Origin of the sequence: Caulobacter segnis (genome assembly GCF_003243465.1) — a bacterium.
Classification (GTDB): Bacteria; Pseudomonadota; Alphaproteobacteria; order Caulobacterales; family Caulobacteraceae; genus Caulobacter; species Caulobacter segnis_A.
In genome coordinates this window covers 23,012-40,326 of the sequence record NZ_QFQZ01000043.1, presented here as the reverse complement: position 1 = coordinate 40,326, position 17,315 = coordinate 23,012, and the positions used below count along the sequence as shown (strand labels likewise).

Here is a 17,315-nt window from a genome sequence, read left to right as displayed (position 1 = left end):
CTATTCGCTGGGGAATGCCGGTCGCCTTGCCCTGCTTTCCCAGAAGAAGACCTCAGAAAGGGAGCGATGAAGACAGGCAAAAGCATGACGCTCCACACCGCCCAGATGTGCCGAACCCGAGGCCTGCAGCTTAGCGCCGACGGATACCGCCGCCATCCTGCTTATGGAGGCCAATGTCGACACCTGGCCGGCGGCCTCCTGTCTCGTTATGAGCGCGATGACGCTTGAGCGTCACGACGCTCGCCATAGACCGGATTTCCAAGGCGTCGCCAGGAGGGCGCTCTAGATTGCCGAACGGGCAAAGGTGGCTCCTCCGCGCTATGTTTCCCCGCTCTCGGAAAGCGCGTCAGCGGGACTCTGAGTGCGCCCGCAGAGCTCTGCGCGCCAGGACGATCGCGCCCAGAACACCGGAACTCTCGCCGAGCGCCGGAGCTACGAGATACGCCTCAATGGCTTGGGAGTTCTGAAGCGCCGGCAGATAACCGCCAAGCCAGAACATCAAGCGCTCGCGCATGCGGGACAGGACGCGAGGCGTCTGGCCAACACCCCCTCCCAGCACGATCCGACGGGGAGCGACCGTGTAGGTGAGCGTGGCGGCCAGCTGCGCCAGATAATCTCCGACCAGGTCCCAGAGGGGGTCGTCGGCCGCAAGCGCCTCCCCGGGACGTCCGGTGCGGGCGGCGAGCGCGGGCCCGCTGACTAACCCCTCCAGACAGTCGCCGTGAAAGGGGCAAGACCCCACGAACGGATCCAGGACCGGATCGCGACGGACGGGTAGATGGCCGAGCTCGGGGTGCAGCGCCCCATGCACTGGCGCGCCATGGACCACCAGGCCGACCCCGACCCCGGTTCCCACCGTCACATAGGCGTAGTTGTCGAGGCCCGCGCAAGCGCCCCATCGGCCCTCGCCGAGGGCCGCGCCGTTGACGTCGGTGTCCAGGCCGACCGGAAGCCCCAACCGCCTCAGCGGGCCCAGGATGTCGGCCCCGGACCAGCCGGGCTTGGGCGTCGGGAGAATGTGGCCATAGTCGGGAGCCTTCGGATCCAGCCGCACTGGCCCGAACGTCGCCACGCCGACGGCGTCGAGACCGAAATGCTGGCGCCGCGTCTCCAGCACCCGGACGACCGCGCCGATCGTCTCTTCCGGCGTCGTGGTCGGGATTCGCACGCGATCGCACAGGTCATCGGGACCCGAGCCGAAGGCGACCACGACCTTCGTTCCGCCGATTTCCACGCCCGCATAGGTCATTGTCTGTCTCTTGGCATTGCCTCAGCCGATCGCCGCGCGCTCGGCGGCGTCGGGATCGGGATCAAGGCGGGTCTTGGTGTCGAAGATCATCGTGGCGGCCCCGCCCGGCGTGACCGGACGCCAAGCTGGGAGACCAGGGTGATTGGGGTCGCCGCCACGGGCGAAGGCCACGAAGGCGTCGGCCAGCTGGGCGCCGAGCGCGCGCGCCTCCTGTCCCCCGCCGGTCATCGAGTCGCAGCAATCGGTGTTGGCGAAGGCGAACGGTATATCCAGGCAGTGGAAAGCCCGCGGCCGACCGTCCAGCACCGGCGAGCGCCAGTGGAACCAGTAGAGATAGGCGAGCGCTCCGCCCTGCCGCGCCTTGGTCGCCGCCTGTTCGACCGCGGCCTTGCGGATCGGCGCGGTGGCGATGTGGGACCAGAGATCGAACGGGCTGGCGTCGGGCGTCCGTTGGCGGAACACCTCCACCAGGCGCGCGCCGTTTCCCGGCAGGAAACGCTCGGCCCGCGCCGCGAGCTCGGCCGGGCTCATCGCCTCGACCTCGGGGTGATTGATCCCGTGAACGAACTCGTTGAGCGTCGTACCGACCATCAGCGGCACGTGGGCCGAGATGGCCGGCGCGTCGGGATGGAAGGGACAGGCCGGCAGCGTCGTCCCGTCGACCACGGGGGCGAAGTCCAGATGGTTGGGGATCAGGCGGGCGTCCACGAAGCCATCGAACGGCGTATTGACCCGCGCGCGCGCCTTCTGGCCGGCCGCCAGAAGCCGCGCATGCGGCAGGGCCTGGAGCGCGGCGGCGGCGTCCGAGGACGACAGGCCCAGCTCGACCAGCGTCAGGTCGGTCAAGCGCCGCGCCTTCTCCCGAGACACCGCGCGACTGAACGAACCGCTCATCACGATGGCGCGATGGAACAGCCCCCGGGCGGCGGGCATGCCCATCAGGGTCGAGACCTTGGCCCCTCCCCCGGACTGACCGAAGATCAGCACGCGGTCGGGATCGCCGCCGAACTGGGCGATGTTGTCGCGAACCCAGGCCAGGGCGGCCACGATGTCGAGCATGCCGACATTGCCCGACTGGGCGAAACGCTCGCCGCAGTGGGACAGGTCCAGATAGCCGAGCACATTGAGACGGTGATTGAGGGTCACGACCACGACGTCGCCGCGACGCGCGAGATTTTCGCCGTCGAAGGCGGGCAGGTCGTGACCGGAGCCGGCCGCGAAGCCTCCGCCATGGAGCCACACCATGACCGGCCGCCGCCCGGAACCTTCAAGCCCCGGCGTCCAGACATTGAGCCTCAGGCAGTCTTCGCCTTGGACCGCGTCGTTCCATTGAAAGACGAAGGCTTCCTCGTCGTTGAGGCGCCCCGTTCCCTGATCCTGCGGACAGATCGGGCCATAGTGGCGAGCGCTGCGGACGCCCTTCCACGGCTCCGGCGGGCGCGGTGGCATGAAGCGGTTCTCGCCCCCGGTCGGCCCGCCATAGGGCACGCCCTTGAAGGCGAAGATCCCGCCGCGAACATAGCCCGCCACGCGCCCGGCGGTGGTGGAGGCTTGGGCCACGGCCGCGCCGGCGGCCAGTTCAGATCGCCGCGCCGGGATCGCCGCTTCGGCGGAGCTACCGCCCACGGCCTGCGCGCCCGCGATCAGGCCCGCGCCCGCGAGCACGGACCGGCGGCCGACGCCGGAGATGCGACGATCATCGAACATGCCGCTCATCGAGCCCTCCAGGCGTTGGCGACGCTCGCGGCGTCCCGTTCGGTTTTGGACAAAAGAGTCGCGGGGGAAGCAGCAGGGGCTCCCCCCGCGTGGGGAATGAACCGCATCGCCCTATCGATCCGACGCGTGGCGCGCGGCCCCACAGTTGGGGGGATCGCCAGGCGGTGGGACCTTCGCCCTGCCGCCTGTTCAACCGGGCCTAGTTGAAGTCGAGACTGAGGCTCACGCCGATGGTCCGCGGACGCGGCCCCGCCAGCAGGGTCGGACCGTTGGCGGCGGTCGGACCGCGCTCGTCGGAGAGGTTCTCGCCGAACAGCTTGACCTCGTAGGCGCCCTTTCGAACCCCCAGGCTTGCGCGATAGAGCTGATAGGGGTCCAGCGTATTGACCGTGGCGTCGCTGTTGCGCGCCCGACCGACCGCGGTGGCCGAGGCGTTGAAGAACACGTCATAGAGGCCGACGCTCTTCTGGTAGTTCACGTCCAGGCGCCAGTTGTAGGGCGGCGTGTTGAACAGCTCCTGGCCAGCGGCGTTGCGCGGATTGGCGGCGGCGAAGGCGGGAATGACGTTGGTGAACTCCGAGGTGTTGACGTTGCCGATCAGGGTCAGGTTGAGGCCCTGGACCGGGGTGTCCCACGACGCCTCGATGTCGATCCCCTTGGTCTTGGCGTCGCCGAGATTGGCGAAGGCCGAGAGGCCGATCGAGGTGTTGAAGGCGCTCTGAAGGTTCGTGTACTTGATGTCGTAGGCGCTGACCGACAGATGCAGGGCGTCGTCGAACAGCTTTCCCTTGGCGCCGATTTCGATGTTGCGAAGCTTGTCGGGCGTCAACGAGATGCTGGTCGGCACCTTGTCGGCGATCACGGCGTTGGCCTGGGCCTGCGACTGCAGAATGCCGCTCCGGAAGCCGGTGCCGGCGTTGAAGAACAACATCCACTTGTCGGACGGATAATAGGCCAGGTTCGCCCGCCAGGTCAGGGCGTCCGGCTTGGCCTGGCTGGTGACCAGCTGGCCGTTGGTCACCGACTCCGATGAGCGATCGTCCTTGAAGTAGCGCAGGCCCAGCAGCGGCACCAACTTGCCGCCCATCAGGTCGTAGCTGATTTCCGAGAACACCGAGGCGTTTTCGGTGCGCGTGATCGTGCTGCCGCCAAGCTTCAGGGTCGGGAAGTCCAGGGAGAACTGATAGAGGCCGCGCGCCTTCTGGTAGAAGGCGCCGCCCACCCAGTGCAGCGGACCATCGCCCGAGGTGGCGAGCCGGAATTCGTTGACGAAGCTGTTGGCGTCGCCCCCGTTGATCAGGGTGCCGATGCCCAGGGGCGGGCCCAGGTTCAGAGCCACGCCAAAGCCGCCGGGAAGCGACTTCTGATAGGAGGTGGCGTTGGTCAGGGTCAGGCCGTCGAACTCGTGGGTGATCGTGCCGGAATAGTAGTTCGCGCGGCGGCGATCATAGCCGTTGACCGTGCCTTGGTAGGCCGCATACGGCGGATCCACCGAGTTCATGACGTTCAGATAATCCTGGTCGGTGCTGAACCGCCAGGCCCGCAGTCGGACGGTCGAGCGGTCGGTCGGCTTCCACAGCAGCACCGCCTGCAGGTTCTTGGAGACGACGCCGTTGGCGTCGGTCTTGTAGGGCGCGCCCACGGGAGCGCCCTGATAGATGTCGTTGTAGCCCGCTCGCTTGTCGTAGCCGCCGCTGACGCGCAGGCCCAGCTTGTCCTCGATGATCGGGATCGAGACCGCGCCGGCCACGCGATAGTTGGCGTCGCCCGAGTCGCGGGTGCCCGAGACCTCGCTCTCGGCGGTGAAGCCCATCCGGTTGAGGTTGGGGCTCTTGGTGCGGTAGATGATCGCGCCGCCCATCGAGCCGGAGCCGTACAGCGTGCCCTGGGGTCCGCGCAGCACTTCCACCCGCTCGATGTCGAAATACTGCAGCGGCGGAGCGGCCTGGTTGTTCGGAACGCCGAACGGGGTGTCGTCCAGATAGTAGCCGATCATGCCGTCGCCGACCGGACCGCCGGCGCCAGAGCCCCGGAACGAGAAGATGCGGTAGCCCGCGCCGATCTCCTGGGCCTGGGAGGCGCCGGGGATCATCTGGATCAGGTCGGCGCCGTCGCGAACGCCGCGCTCGACCAGCACCTTGTCCGAGAACGCCTGGATGGCGACGGGCGCGCGCGCGATGACCTGGGAACCGCCCTTCAGGGCGGTCACGACCACCTCGTCGAGCTTTTCGGAGTCGGTCGCTTGGCCTTGCGCGTGCTGGGCCATGGCGGGGCCGCTGGCCGCGAAGGACAGACCCGCCAGGGCCGCCAGGCTCACGCCCCGCCAAAGCGCCGAACGCGAACCGCTATGGAATGAAGTTTTTCTCACGACGTTACCTCCCCTTATTATTGTCTAGCGTCAGAACTGCAATCGATTGCCGAGCCCGGCGACGGCAGGGCCCGGCGTGAACCGCTTCAGCCGTCCGCGCCGCGCCCGCGTCAGGCGAAGGCGGCGCGCAATCCGCTCATCCAGGCGGCGACGAACGCCTTAGACGGGCGCGACTGCGGCGCGATGAAATCAAAGCCGTGGTACGCGCCCGGCGTCAGGTGAAACTGGGTCGGCACCCCCGCCAGGACCAACCGGCGGGCATAGTCCAGGTCCTCCTCAACGAAGAGGTCAATGGCGCCGACACCAATGAAGGCGGGCGCCAGGCCGCTCAGATCGGAAAGCCGCGCGGGCACGGCGCCATGAGGCGGCTGGCCTTGTCCGGCCGGCGCGCCCAGGAAGCTCGTCCATCCGAACCGGTTGCCGGCCTCGTTCCAGCCGATCGCGCCGATGAACGGCGGGACGCGGCGCGTGCTGCCGGTCCGATCGTCGAGCATGGGATAGATCAACACCTGATAGCGAAGCTTGACCTCTCGACGATCACGCGCCGCGATGGCGACCATCGCCGCCAGCCCACCGCCGGCGCTCTCGCCCATCACCGCGATGCGCTCGCGATCCACGCCCAGGGCCTCGGCGTTGCGATGCAGCCAGACAAGGGCGGCGTAGCAGTCCTCGACCGGTCCCGGAAACGGCGTCTCGGGGCAAAGCCGGTACTCGACATTGACCACGAGGCAATCGAGTTCGGCGGCGATCGTCTGGCACAGCGGCGTGGAGTCCTCCGCCCGCCCCAGAATGAAGCCGCCGCCGTGGATGTGCAGCAGCGCCGGCCGCGGCTTGCCGCGCGGCCCCGCGCCGATCACCTGGACAGACACGTCCGGCCCGCCAGGGGCTCCGGGAATGACGCGACGCTCCACCGCGGGGCTCGCCAAGGGCGGCGGCGGCGGCGGGATCCTGGCCCTCAGGGCCTTGAGTTCGGGAAAGGTCCACTCGGGGGAAGGTCTGGAGAGAATGGCGCGCGCGCCGTCGCGCAGTTCGGGGTCGACGCGGGCCAGGATGTCCTCGCCGCCTTCGCCGGCCCTGGCCGCCCAGGACGGGCCAGCGCCCGCGGCGAACGCCGCGCTCAGCATCATCGCGTGCAGATCGCGTCTCGATACGGCCAAACCAACCTCCCCGTCTCCGAACACTGCGGTTCTTGCAACAAGTGATCCCCGAAAAAGCAATCGATTGCAACCCCCATGCACAACGAACTTGCAATCGATTACCCAAGGCGTTCTAGTTCGGCTCGGCCAGGGCCGCGACGCGCGGCGAAACGACGGCGCGCCAGCCCACAGACGGGCCTCAGGGAGGAAGCAGGATGCAAACGCGGAACACGCGCGGACGCGGTGTGGCCACGGCCATGATGATCGCCCTCTGCGCTCCGGCGGGCGGCGCCGCCTGGGCCCAGGATCGCAAGCCTTCGCCGGTGGTGGTCGATCCGGACGGGACGGTTCATGCGCCGGCCATGAGCGTACCGGTCTCGAGCCTGCTGTCGCCGGAGGGCAAGGCCTACATGGCCGAGCACCTGCGGCAGATGCAGCAGCCGGAGCTGCTGGCCCAGAAAGATGGCGTTCCGATCTTCATGGAGCCCTACCTCGCCCGGCAACGCGTGCTGTTTCCCCATGACAGGCGCGACACCAAGATCGGCGGTGTCCACGTCTACGACTATACGCCCAAGGGCGGCGTGGCGCCCGAGAACCGCAACCGCGTCCTGATCAATCTGCACGGCGGCGGGTTCATGGGCTGCTTCCAGGGCTGCGGCGAGCTCGAATCGCTGCCGTTGACCAGCCTGGGGCGCGTGCGCGTCGTCGCGGTCGATTACCGCCAGGGCCCCGAGCACCGCTTTCCAGCGGCCAGCGAGGACGTGGCCGCGGTCTATCGCGAGCTCCTGAAGACCTATCCAGCCAAGAACATCGGCGTCTACGGCTGCTCGGCGGGCGGCATGCTGACGGGCATGTCGGTGGCCTGGTTCCAGGCGCAAGGCCTGCCGAGGCCCGGCGCGATCGGCATCTTTTGCGCGGGCGCGACCCTGTCCTCCTCCGGCTTCGGCGGCGACGCCGACTTCTTCACCGGGCCCTTGGGCGATGCGCGTCCGCCCGCGCCCTGGCCGCCCGTGCGACCGGCTTCCGACAAGTCGGGCATGCCCTACCTGGCCGGCGCGAGCCTCAAAGACCCACTGGTGTCGCCCACCGCCTCGGACGCCGTGCTGCGCCAGTTCCCGCCGACGCTGCTGATCACCGGCACGCGCGGCTTTGAGCTGAGCTCAACGGTCTACACCCACACCCAGCTGGTCCGCCTCGGCGTCGAGGCCGATCTGCACGTGTGGGAAGGCCTGTTCCATGGCTTTTTCTACAACGCCGACGTTCCGGAATCGCGGCAGGCCTACGACGTGATGCTGAAGTTCTTCGACAAGCACCTGGGGCGCTGAGCGGGCGTTCGGGATCAGGAGTCCGTCCATGCCGAAGTCCAAGCCAGGCCAGCCGCAAGGCGCGTCGGAGGGTTGGATCAGACTGACCGCGCCCTCGGGGCGCGGTCAGCTCTACGTGTTGCGCGACTTCGTCTCGCGCCATCTGGCGGCGCGCGATCTGTATGTCTGGCGGCCGGATGGGGCGGACGAGGGCGCGCCCCTGCCCGTGCTTTACATGCAGGACGGCCAGAACCTGTTCGACGCGCGCCTTGTGCCGTTTGGCGCGGCGTGGGAAGCCGACGCCAGCCTGTCCCGGCTGATCGACGCCGGTCAGGTCGCGCCGACCCTCATCGTGGGCGTGGCCTGCACGAGGGATCGGTTCGCCGAGTACGCGCCGGCCCTGCTCTTCGACCACCTGTCCGATCCGGCGCGCCAAGCCGTCCTCGAAGCCTGGCCGGGCGCGCCGAAATCGGCGGCCTACGCCCGGATGCTGGTCGAGGAGATCAAGCCGTTGATCGACGCGAGCTTCGCGACCCGGCCCGGCCGCGAAAGCACCTTCGTCGCCGGTTCCTCGATGGGCGCCGTGGCGGCCAGCGAACTGCTCGCCCGGCATCCCCATGTCTTCGCCGGGGCGGCGATGCTGTCGGCCCACTTCAGCCTGCTGCCCGTCACCGAGACGGAGCGCCTGCCGGAAGGCTTCTCCAGCGATGTGGCGGAGGCGGTCAGCCTCTTCGCCCAGCGCCATATGCCGCGAGCCGGCTCGCACCGCCTCTGGCTGGACCGGGGCACGCTGAGCATCGACCGGTTCTATCCGCCGGCGCACGCGGCCCTGGTCAGGGCGCTCCTCGCGCTCGGCTATGTGGAAGGCGTGGACCTCAGCGTCCGAACCTTCGCCGGCGCGAGCCATGACGAGGGCGCCTGGCGCGAGCGCCTGGATCAGGCGCTCGCTTTCCTGCTCTCCCCGCGGACCTAGCCGGCGGCTTCCTTCGGGCTTGAGGAGGAGCCCGCCGAACGGCCCGCCCAGAGCACGCAGAGCGCCGCGGCCGCCATCAGCACGCCGCACAGCATCAGAACGCGACGAGGATCGCCGCCCAGCAGGCTGTCGAAGTACAGGGGCATGGTCACGGCGTTCAGCAGCATCGGCGTGACGATCATCATGTTGAAAATGCCCATATAGACGCCGGTCCGCTCGGGCGGGATGCTCTCGGACAGGATGATATAGGGGTTGCCCATGATGCTGGCCCAGCCCAATCCGACCCCGATCGCCGGCAGAAACAGCCAGGCCTTGTCGGTCACATGCGGGATGGCGAACATGCCAAGGCCGGCCGCGAGCAGGCAGAAGGCGTGCATGACGGGCGCGCCGAACCGACGGGTGAACGGCACCATGGCCAAGGCCGCGACGAAGGCCACGCCGTTGTAGAAGCCGCCCACCTGGCCGTTGTCCAGCACGGCCCGGCGGAAGTTCTCCGACAGTGGATTGGCCTCGTCGTAGACCGAACGGCTGATCGAGTAGATCACATAGTTCCAATAGCCGAACATGGCGTACCACTGGAAAAGGCTCATCCAGGCCAGCCGGCGCATGGTCTTGGGCATGGTGACGATGGCGTCCCAGATCTCGCGCAGAGTCGCGGTCACCGTCAGCGGCAGGGCCTTGAGCCTCTCCCTCTGAGCCTCGCTCAGGGGCAGCTCTGGCACGCGGAAGATCGACCACAGGATCGTCGTCAGGGACAGCACCGCCCCGATGGTGAACGCCAGCCGGGTGATCACCGGAATGTTGTGGGCGTCGACGGCGTTGATGTCGAAGCCGATGATGTTGACCATGAAGGTCGGCGCCAGATAGGCCAGCATCTGGCCCAGCCCCGTGAAGGCGCTCTGCGACAGAAAGCCAAAGCGCCGCTGGTCGGTCGAGAGCCGGTCGCTGACATAGGCTCGGTACGGCTCCATGGTGATGTTGTTGCCGGCGTCGAGGATCCACAGCAGGCTGACCGCCGCCAGAATGGTCGGCGAAAGCGGCATGAAGAACAGGCCGATGGCGCACAGCACAGCGCCGAACACGAAGTACGGCGTCCGCCGCCCCCAGCGCGAGGCGGTGCGGTCGCTCATCGCGCCGATGATCGGCTGGACCAGCAGCCCCGTCACCGGCCCCGCCAGCTGCAGAAGCGGAATGTCGGCCTCGCGGGCTCCAAGGTAGGAGTAGATCGGCGCCATGTTGGACTGCTGCAGGCCGAAGCTGAACTGCAGACCCAGAAAGCCGAGATTCATCTCCACGATACGAAGCCAAGGCAGCCTGGGCTTCAGCGCGTCTTGCATCCGAGGTCCTCCGTGGACGCGATCACCGCGTCTCGATCATCTTGATGTGCGGGATGAAGCTTGCGGCGACTGGCCGCGCTCACCCGGCCAGCGTGCGCTGAAGCCACAGGTCGAACAGATCCAGCCAGCGACCATCGGGCGCGTTGGGCGATCCCAGGCCAAAGCCGTGCCCCCCCTCCTCCAGCAAGTGCGCCTCGGCCCGGACGCCGGCCTTACGAAGGGCGTCGAGCATCATCAGGCTGTTCTCCGGCGGGACGGCGGTGTCGTCCAGGGCGTGGGCCAGGAAGCAAGGCGGGGTTGTCGCCGAGACGTGGCGCTGGGGCGAGCGGCGCGCGACCGCTTCGGCGCTCGGCGAGGCCCCAAGCAGCGACAGACGCGTCTGCGGGTTCGTATAGGGAAGCTCCAGGGTGATCACAGGATAGATCAGGCCGACCGCCGAAGGCCGGGCGCTGAGCGCGTCGGCGGGGTCGCTGCTCGGATAAAGGGGCTCGGCGTGGTCGGTCGCCAGCGAGGCGATCAGGTGCCCTCCCGCCGAGAAGCCGAGCGCGGCGACCTGGCCGGGATCGAAGCCGAGCCGCGCGGCCTGGGCGCGAACCAGCCGCATGGCGCGCTGGGCGTCCTGCAGAGGCACGTCCGAGGCGCCGCTCCAGCCCTCGGCCGGAAGCCGGTATATCAGCACAAAGACGGTGTACCCGCGCGCGGCCAGCGCCTCGGCGACCGCGGCGCCCTCGTGGGTGCCGACCACGAAGCTGTAGGCGCCGCCCGGCGCGACGAGGACGGCCTTGCCGTTGCTCTTCGCCGGCCGAAACACATGCATCGACGGCTTGGCGACATTGCGGAAGAAGCCCGGCGGAAAGCCTTCGGGAACCGGTAGCGCCTTGAACGGTCCGTTCGGCGGCGCGCCGGGCCACAGCGGAATGACCTCGGCGGCCAGCCAGCTGGCGGGCAGTGGTCCCAGGGCCGGCGGCGGGACCAGCGGCTTGCGCTCGGCGAACGCCCGCGCCGCGCCGACCACGGCCAAGCCCGCGCCAAGAACGAGACGCCGCGACATCGCCATATGGCCTTGGGTCGTCATGCGCATGAAGGCTCCAGAGATGCTCAAGTCCAGTCCCCTTCAGGCCGTGAACGCGGTCTTCAAGGCGGCCTTCCAGGCCCGCGTGAAGTCACGCGAGACGCGCGCCTCGGGCGCCACGAAGTCGAAGGCGTGGAAGGCGCCGGGAACGACGACCAGCTCGGTCGGCACGCCGGCCAACACCAGTCGCCGGGCGAAATCGAAGTTCTCCTCGACGAAGAGATCGATATCGCCCACCCCGATGAAGGTCGGCGGCAGCCTGGAAAGGTCGGCCACGCGGGCGGGCGAGGCCCCGGCGGGCGCGCGGGCGCCGCCAGCCGGGCCGCCGAGAAAGCTCTCCCAGCCAAAGCGGTTGGCGGCCGCGTTCCAGCCGATCGTCCCGACATGCGGCGGCGGCATGCGCGTCGCGCCGGTGCGGTCGTCCAGCATCGGGTAGAGGAGGATCTGGGCGCGGAGGGGAACCTCGGCGCGGTCTCGGGCCAGCAGGGTCAGGATCGCCGCATGGCCTCCGCCGGCGCTCTCGCCCATCACGACGATCCGGTCAGGGTCGACACCCAGGCGCGGCGCCTCGCGGTGGAGCCAGGCCAAGGCTTCGTAGTTGTCCTCGACCGGGCCCGGATAGGGCGTCTCGGGCGCCAGCCGATAGTCGACATTGACCACGACACAGTCGAACTCCGAGGCCAAGTGCTGGCAGAAGGCGGTCAGGTTGCGCGCCTTGCCGGAGATGAAGCCGCCGCCATGGATATGCAGTATGGCCGGGCGCGGGCGGCCGGTCGCCGCAGCGCCGATCAGCTCGACCGGAACCTCGGGGTCGCCCCGTCGCCCCGGGACCTTCAGAAGACGGATCTCTGGCGACGGAAGCGGCGGCGGCGGAACCCACAGCGCGCGGATTTCGGCGAGATTGGCCCGGGTGATGGGCTTCGAGGGCTCGCTCAGCACCTGCAGCGCCGCCGCGCGCAGTTCGGGATCGACGTGCGAGAGGTCGGCGCGCTCGCCCGGCTGGTCGCTCAATTCCGCCCCCTGATGGATCGCGGCATCTCCAGAACTCCTCCCGGGGCGGGCCACCGCCATCTTCGGGCGGTTGGCGCGCAGCAATCGTTTGCGCTTATTTCTGATAAGGGATTGTCCAAGGCCCTGCAACGCGGCTCGGCGCTGCGTGGCCCGCTGGACAGGGTGAGCGCTTGAACACCGCGCCCATCCCGTCCAGCGCCCTCCGCGCTAGGGTGAGGTCACGCGAAGACGGAAGCCGAGCGTTCGCGGCGTGGGTCCGGAGCCGGACAGCGGCCCGTTGGTTCCGACAAAGGTCGGCCCCCGCTCGTCCGCCAGGTTGTTGCCGACGAACGCGAACTCCCAGGCCCCGCGCCTCACGCCGATCGTCGCGCTGAGTTGGTCGTAGGGGCGGCTGGGAAAGCCGTTGGTCTGCAGGCGGTCGCCGCTGTGGCTGAGCGCCAGATTGCCGAACCCCTCCAGACCGTTCGCCAGGTCGCGGCTGTAGTTGATGTCGACGCGATAGTTCTGATCCAGGGTGTTGATCAGGCGTGAGCCGGGGCGAAGCAACGGCTGGGCGGCGGCGACGACGGGATTGACGCTGTCGTACTTGCTGTCGTTGAAGTTGCCCACGAAGCCCAGGCCCAGCCCCTTGATCGGCGTGCGCCAGTGGAGCTCCAGGTCGACGCCCTTGGTGGTGGCGTCGCCAAAGTTGGCGAAGCCGTTGACGCCGTTGATGCCCCCGGTCACCGAGGTCTGAAGGTTGGTGTACTGCAGCTGATAAAGATTGACCCCGACGGTCCAAGCCCGATCGTCGCTGCGCCACTTGAGACCGAACTCGTAGTTCTTGGACTCTTCGGGCTCGAGCGCCACCGAGACCGGCACCCCGGCGAGGGTCAGCGACTGGACCTGGACGCGCGACTGGACGATGCCCGGGCGGAAGCCCGTGGCGGCCGAGATGAACATGGTCAGGTTGTCGGTGGGCAGATAGGCCAGGTTCAGGCGCCAGGTGTTGACGCTCGCCTTGGTCGGCGCCTTGGAGGTGTCGTCGGCGAACGAGCGGTCGTCATGATAGGTGCGCAGCCCGATCAGGGGCACCAGCTTGCCGCCCATCAGGTCGTAGCTGACCTCCCCGAAGAACGCGTAGTTCTTGGTCAGCGTATTGTTGCTGGCGTTGATGTTGGCGGTGGGCAGAACCAGCGCGTTCACCTGCGGTCCCTGGCCATCCTGGTACGAAGCCCCCGCGACCCAGTGCAAGGGTCCCGTGGTCGTGGAGTTCACGCGGACTTCCTGGGCGAACATCTTGGGCAGGAAGCGGCTGGAGAACGAGCCTGAAGGCGAAAGCGGGATCTTGATCCCGAAATCCCCCTCCAGATTGCTGGTCGCGCTGGTCAGAGAGAAACCGTCGAAGTCGACCTTGGCCGAGAGGCTCCAGAGCTTGAAATCGCCGTTCGAGAAACCCTGCTGGCCCGCGGTGTTGGCGAAATAGGGCGGCTTCACCGAGGCCGTGAACCCGGTGAAGTTCTGGCGGGGCTGGAAATGCCAATACTGGGCGCGGATCTCGACATTGTCCCGGGGGCGCATCAAGGCGACCAGACGCAGGTCGTCGTTCTTGGCCTTGTTGACGCCCTTCTGATCGGGCGTCCCGTCGTAGGGCCCGAAATAGGCGTCCGCCCAGCCTGCGTCGCGCGAGGAGCCGCCGCTGATCCGGATTCCCAGTCGGTCCTTGACGATCGGAACCGAAACCGCGCCGGAAACGCCGTAGTTGAACCCCTCGGCGCCGACGGTCCGAGAGCCTTCGCTTTCGGCGGCGTACTGGATCTCGCTCAGGCTGGGATCACGTGTGTGGAAGATGAACACACCGCCCGACGATCCCTGTCCGTAGAGCGTGCCTTGCGGCCCACGCAGCACCTCCACGCGGTCCATGTCGATAAACCGCACGGGCGGAGCGATGCCGAAGTTCGTGACGATGAACGGAACGTCGTCGAGGTAGTAGCCCAGCGGCGAGTCGCCGTTCTGGGTGACGCTGCCCCGGAGATTGTAGAAGCGCGAGCCGACCGACTGGCGGAACCCTTCGAACGCCCCCGGGATCGTCGAGACCAGATCGCCGACGGTGGCGATGTTGCGCGCCTTCAGCTCCTCGCCCGAAAAGGCCTGGATGGCCATGGGGACCGTCTGGAGCGCCTGGCCGCCGGTCTTGGACGCGGTGACAACCACTTCCTGGACGGAGTCGGTCGTCGCCGGCGAGGTCTTCTGACCATCCTTCTCCGCCCCGGCGGCCTGTCGCGCCTGCGCGACGCTCAAGGGCGCGCAGATCATGAGGGCCGTCGCGCTGACGGCCAGCCACTTCAGATTTCGCATTCCCTCAACCTCCCCAACGCCTAAGCGCGCCGCTTCACTCCCCCTTCCGCTCTTGTCGGCGGAAGTTTCGCGCCAGCCCCTCGAAGAGCCTGTGCGCGTCTGGAGGCACAGTGGACCGCAAACGATTGCCGGTCAACTCAGCGCATGATCTCCCGGCGGATGGCGGCAAAAGATCGAGTTATTTTCGGATATTGACCAATTTCGACAACGTTAGAGCGGTTCTCCCGCCGGCATCGCGTCCTAGGACACACAGCAATAGACAATCGATTGCCAAATCGGATGGCAGACCAAAGGCCCGGCTTACGCCGACAGGGCTAGACGCCAGAAACGGTGGAGGCGCGGACGGTGAGCGTGGGCGTCAGCAGCACCGACGGGGGTTCTTCGTCGCGCATCAGCGCCAGAAGGGTGTCGACCAGCGCCTCGGCGCCCTTGCCCAGGTCCTGGCGGACCGAGGTCAGCGGCGGCAGGGTGTGACGCGCGATCTCCAGATCGTCGAAGCCGACGACCTTGACGTCGGAAGGCACCGCGCGACCGCGATCGGCCAGGGCCTGGATGGTCATCATGGCGATGGTGTCGGAGGCGGTGAAAATGCCGTCCACGCCGTCGGCGACGCCGAGATATTCGGAGATGGCGGCTAGGGCCATGTCCGGCACGAAATGCACGGGCAGCAGGGCGCCCGCCACCCCCTCCCCCGCGGCCTTGATCGCTTCGCGGAAGCCGGTCAGGCGCTCCTCGACCTCTGGCACGTTGGGATCGCCGAAGAAGGCCAGCTTGCGACAGCCTTGGGCCAGCAGGTGTTCGGTCGCCAGCCGCCCGCCCAGGCGGTTATTGCTGCCGACCGTATGATAGGCATGGCCCTCGATCCGCGAGCCCCAGACGACCATCGGCTTGTAGGTCTTGGCCGCCTCGTCGAGAACCAGCGCCTGGTCGGACTGGCCGATGACGATGATGCCGTCGACACGGCCCGACTGGGCGAGGCGATCCAACCAATTGCCGTCCGCGGGCACGACGCGGCTGAGGAGCACGTCGTAGCCATGGTCGGCGAGCCGGTCGGCCACGTGGCTGATCAGGGTCGTGAAGAACGGATCGGAAAGGTGCTGGGTGCGCTCGTGGCCGAGCGGCACCACCACGCCGATGGCGCCGGTCCGCCCGATCCTCAGATTGCGCGCGGTCATGCTGGGCTTGAACTGCAGCTCGGCGGCCAGCTTCTGAATGCGCTCACGCGTCGCCGCCGACAGATGACCGGCGCCAGTCAGGGCGCGCGACACCGTCGCCGGCGACACGCCGGCGATCTTGGCCAGTTCCTGGATGTTCTGAGGTCTGGCGCCGGGCGTCTTGGAGCCGGGCCTAGTCTTCGGGGGCAAGGCAACCTCGATGATAGACGCTTAGGCGGCTCAGCGGACGGCAAGGCCGCTTGTTCGTCAAGGCCGCCGCGCAGAGTGCTTAGCGGTTGAGTTAGTTCGATTCCGACGCCTGTTCGAGGTCGAGCAGCCCCTCGATGATCGCGGCTTCGGCGCAGCCGGGCTTGAGCCGCGACGAGATGACCTCGAAGGTGTTCTGCCCGAACGCCTCGTCATGCGGGATGTAGCCGGTCGGCGCCAGGCCGTTCGTCAGGGTGGCCATCATGGTCCGGCTCGAGCCGCTGCGAGCCTTGAACCGCTGGGCGATCGGGTTAAACACCTCGGCGTTAACCCCGGCGATTTCGATCCCGCCGATCCTGAGCAAGCTCAGGCGGATTGGCGCGTCCGGCCCATCGACATAGGTCCCCGGATAACCGGCCCGGCCGGTGTCGGTCCGCACCCGACCCGGGCAGACCACCGTCTTGCTGGCGCCGAAGATCCGCGGGTTGACCTCTGGCCGGTCGAGCCCGTCACGACCGACGCGCAGGACCTCCTCACCCAGGAGCTGCCCCATCGAAAGGACCATCCGCCGCTGCTGGGCCATCAGTCGCCCGACGCGCGGATCGTTCCTGTCCAGCCCCACGCCGCCCGGCGGCATGGCGTTGCTGATGTCCTCGCCGCGCTTGGCGTATTCGGCGATGCGGATGTTCCGCAGGTCGTAGGTCTGCTGAAAGAAGATCGGGTTCTGGTCGCCCGCCGCGCCTTCGCTCCAGATCGCCACGGCCTTGTCGCCCAGGGAGTCTTCGATATAGCGCGAGGCCGCGCCCGGGATGTCGCCACTGACCTGGTCCAGCTGGCCGTTCACGACCGCGTGAACCGCGTAGTTGTAATAGACCGCGATCGGCTCGCCCGAGGTCGAGGCGATGCTGACCACCGCCACGGTCTTGTCCGAGGGGCCCTCGTAGTTGGGCCCTTCCCACCACCGCCGCGTCTTCGGATCGATGATGTTGCGGTTGATGTTGATGTAGGAGACACCCTGCCCATAGGCGATCGTCGCGGGCCGCAGCCGGGCGTCGGCCTGGTGCAGCGCCTCGATGATCTTGTCCTCGAGCTGCGGGATGGCGCGCGGAACGCTGTGGGAATGGGTGGCGGTCAAGATCAGGTTGGCCGATGGGATGCCCAGGCTCTGCGCGCCCCGCGCCACCGCCATCCATGTGGCGTCGGACATCGCGCCGATGTCCACCGTGACCAGGGCCGCCTTCCGACCGTCATGCTCAAGCACCGCGGCGCGCGCGTAGATCGGATCATTGATCCCATCATAACCCTTCGGAAGTTCGGTCTTGGCCGGCGTTATGTCGATACGGGCCGCGCCCGCTCGCAAGGACGCGGACGATGGGGCGCAGAGCGCGGCGGTCGCCTGCAGCGTGGTCATACCCATGGCCAGGGCCAGAATGGCGTACTTCACGTTCTCC

Annotated in this window: 12 protein-coding genes; 2 read left to right on the top strand and 10 right to left on the bottom strand. The window is 67.9% G+C overall.

Features of this window, described 5'->3' with window-relative positions; genetic code table 11:
- Window positions 1-346: 346 nt before the first annotated feature.
- The 4 genes from DI526_RS14000 to DI526_RS13985 all read right to left on the bottom strand — a co-directional run bounded on the left by DI526_RS14000 (window position 347) and on the right by DI526_RS13985 (window position 6,490).
- The gene (locus DI526_RS14000) at window positions 347-1,249 is read right to left on the bottom strand and encodes an ROK family protein (RefSeq protein ID WP_304279037.1); all 903 of its coding nucleotides are present in this window, start codon (window positions 1,247-1,249) and stop codon (window positions 347-349) included.
- A gap of 21 nt (window positions 1,250-1,270) precedes the next feature.
- On the bottom strand, window positions 1,271-2,965 hold the full coding sequence (locus tag DI526_RS13995) for a carboxylesterase/lipase family protein (protein WP_304279035.1): 1,695 nt from the start codon (window positions 2,963-2,965) through the stop codon (window positions 1,271-1,273).
- Window positions 2,966-3,164: 199 nt separating this feature from the next.
- Complete coding sequence (locus DI526_RS13990; protein ID WP_304279033.1) at window positions 3,165-5,333, bottom strand: TonB-dependent receptor; 2,169 nt, start codon at window positions 5,331-5,333, stop codon at window positions 3,165-3,167.
- 110 nt (window positions 5,334-5,443) lie between these two features.
- Window positions 5,444-6,490, bottom strand: coding sequence for an alpha/beta hydrolase (locus DI526_RS13985; RefSeq protein ID WP_304279032.1), 1,047 nt, complete (start codon window positions 6,488-6,490; stop codon window positions 5,444-5,446).
- Window positions 6,491-6,684: 194 nt separating this feature from the next.
- Between DI526_RS13985 and DI526_RS13980 the strand changes: the two genes are divergently transcribed.
- The gene (locus tag DI526_RS13980; protein ID WP_304279030.1) at window positions 6,685-7,794 is read left to right on the top strand and encodes an alpha/beta hydrolase fold domain-containing protein; all 1,110 of its coding nucleotides are present in this window, start codon (window positions 6,685-6,687) and stop codon (window positions 7,792-7,794) included.
- A 28-nt stretch (window positions 7,795-7,822) separates the two neighbouring features.
- Entirely contained in the window at window positions 7,823-8,746 is a 924-nt protein-coding gene (locus DI526_RS13975; protein ID WP_304279028.1) for an alpha/beta hydrolase, read from the top strand.
- On the opposite strand, the gene DI526_RS13970 is transcribed toward DI526_RS13975, so the two are convergent.
- From DI526_RS13970 to DI526_RS13945, 6 genes are all read right to left on the bottom strand, one after another.
- On the bottom strand, window positions 8,743-10,083 hold the full coding sequence (locus DI526_RS13970; RefSeq protein WP_304279026.1) for an MFS transporter: 1,341 nt from the start codon (window positions 10,081-10,083) through the stop codon (window positions 8,743-8,745). The two genes, DI526_RS13975 and DI526_RS13970, sit on opposite strands and share 4 nt — an antisense overlap.
- Window positions 10,084-10,162: 79 nt before the next feature.
- Window positions 10,163-11,164, bottom strand: coding sequence for an alpha/beta hydrolase (locus DI526_RS13965; RefSeq protein WP_304279024.1), 1,002 nt, complete (start codon window positions 11,162-11,164; stop codon window positions 10,163-10,165).
- Between the two features lie 33 nt (window positions 11,165-11,197).
- The gene (locus DI526_RS13960; protein ID WP_304279021.1) at window positions 11,198-12,166 is read right to left on the bottom strand and encodes an alpha/beta hydrolase; all 969 of its coding nucleotides are present in this window, start codon (window positions 12,164-12,166) and stop codon (window positions 11,198-11,200) included.
- Between the two features lie 207 nt (window positions 12,167-12,373).
- Entirely contained in the window at window positions 12,374-14,503 is a 2,130-nt protein-coding gene (locus DI526_RS13955; RefSeq protein ID WP_304279018.1) for a TonB-dependent receptor, read from the bottom strand.
- 314 nt (window positions 14,504-14,817) lie between these two features.
- The gene (locus DI526_RS13950) at window positions 14,818-15,867 is read right to left on the bottom strand and encodes a LacI family DNA-binding transcriptional regulator (protein ID WP_304279016.1); all 1,050 of its coding nucleotides are present in this window, start codon (window positions 15,865-15,867) and stop codon (window positions 14,818-14,820) included.
- Between the two features lie 91 nt (window positions 15,868-15,958).
- Window positions 15,959-17,308 (bottom strand): hypothetical protein, encoded by a 1,350-nt coding sequence (locus DI526_RS13945; RefSeq protein WP_304279014.1) that lies wholly within the window; start codon window positions 17,306-17,308, stop codon window positions 15,959-15,961.
- Window positions 17,309-17,315 lie beyond the last annotated feature (7 nt).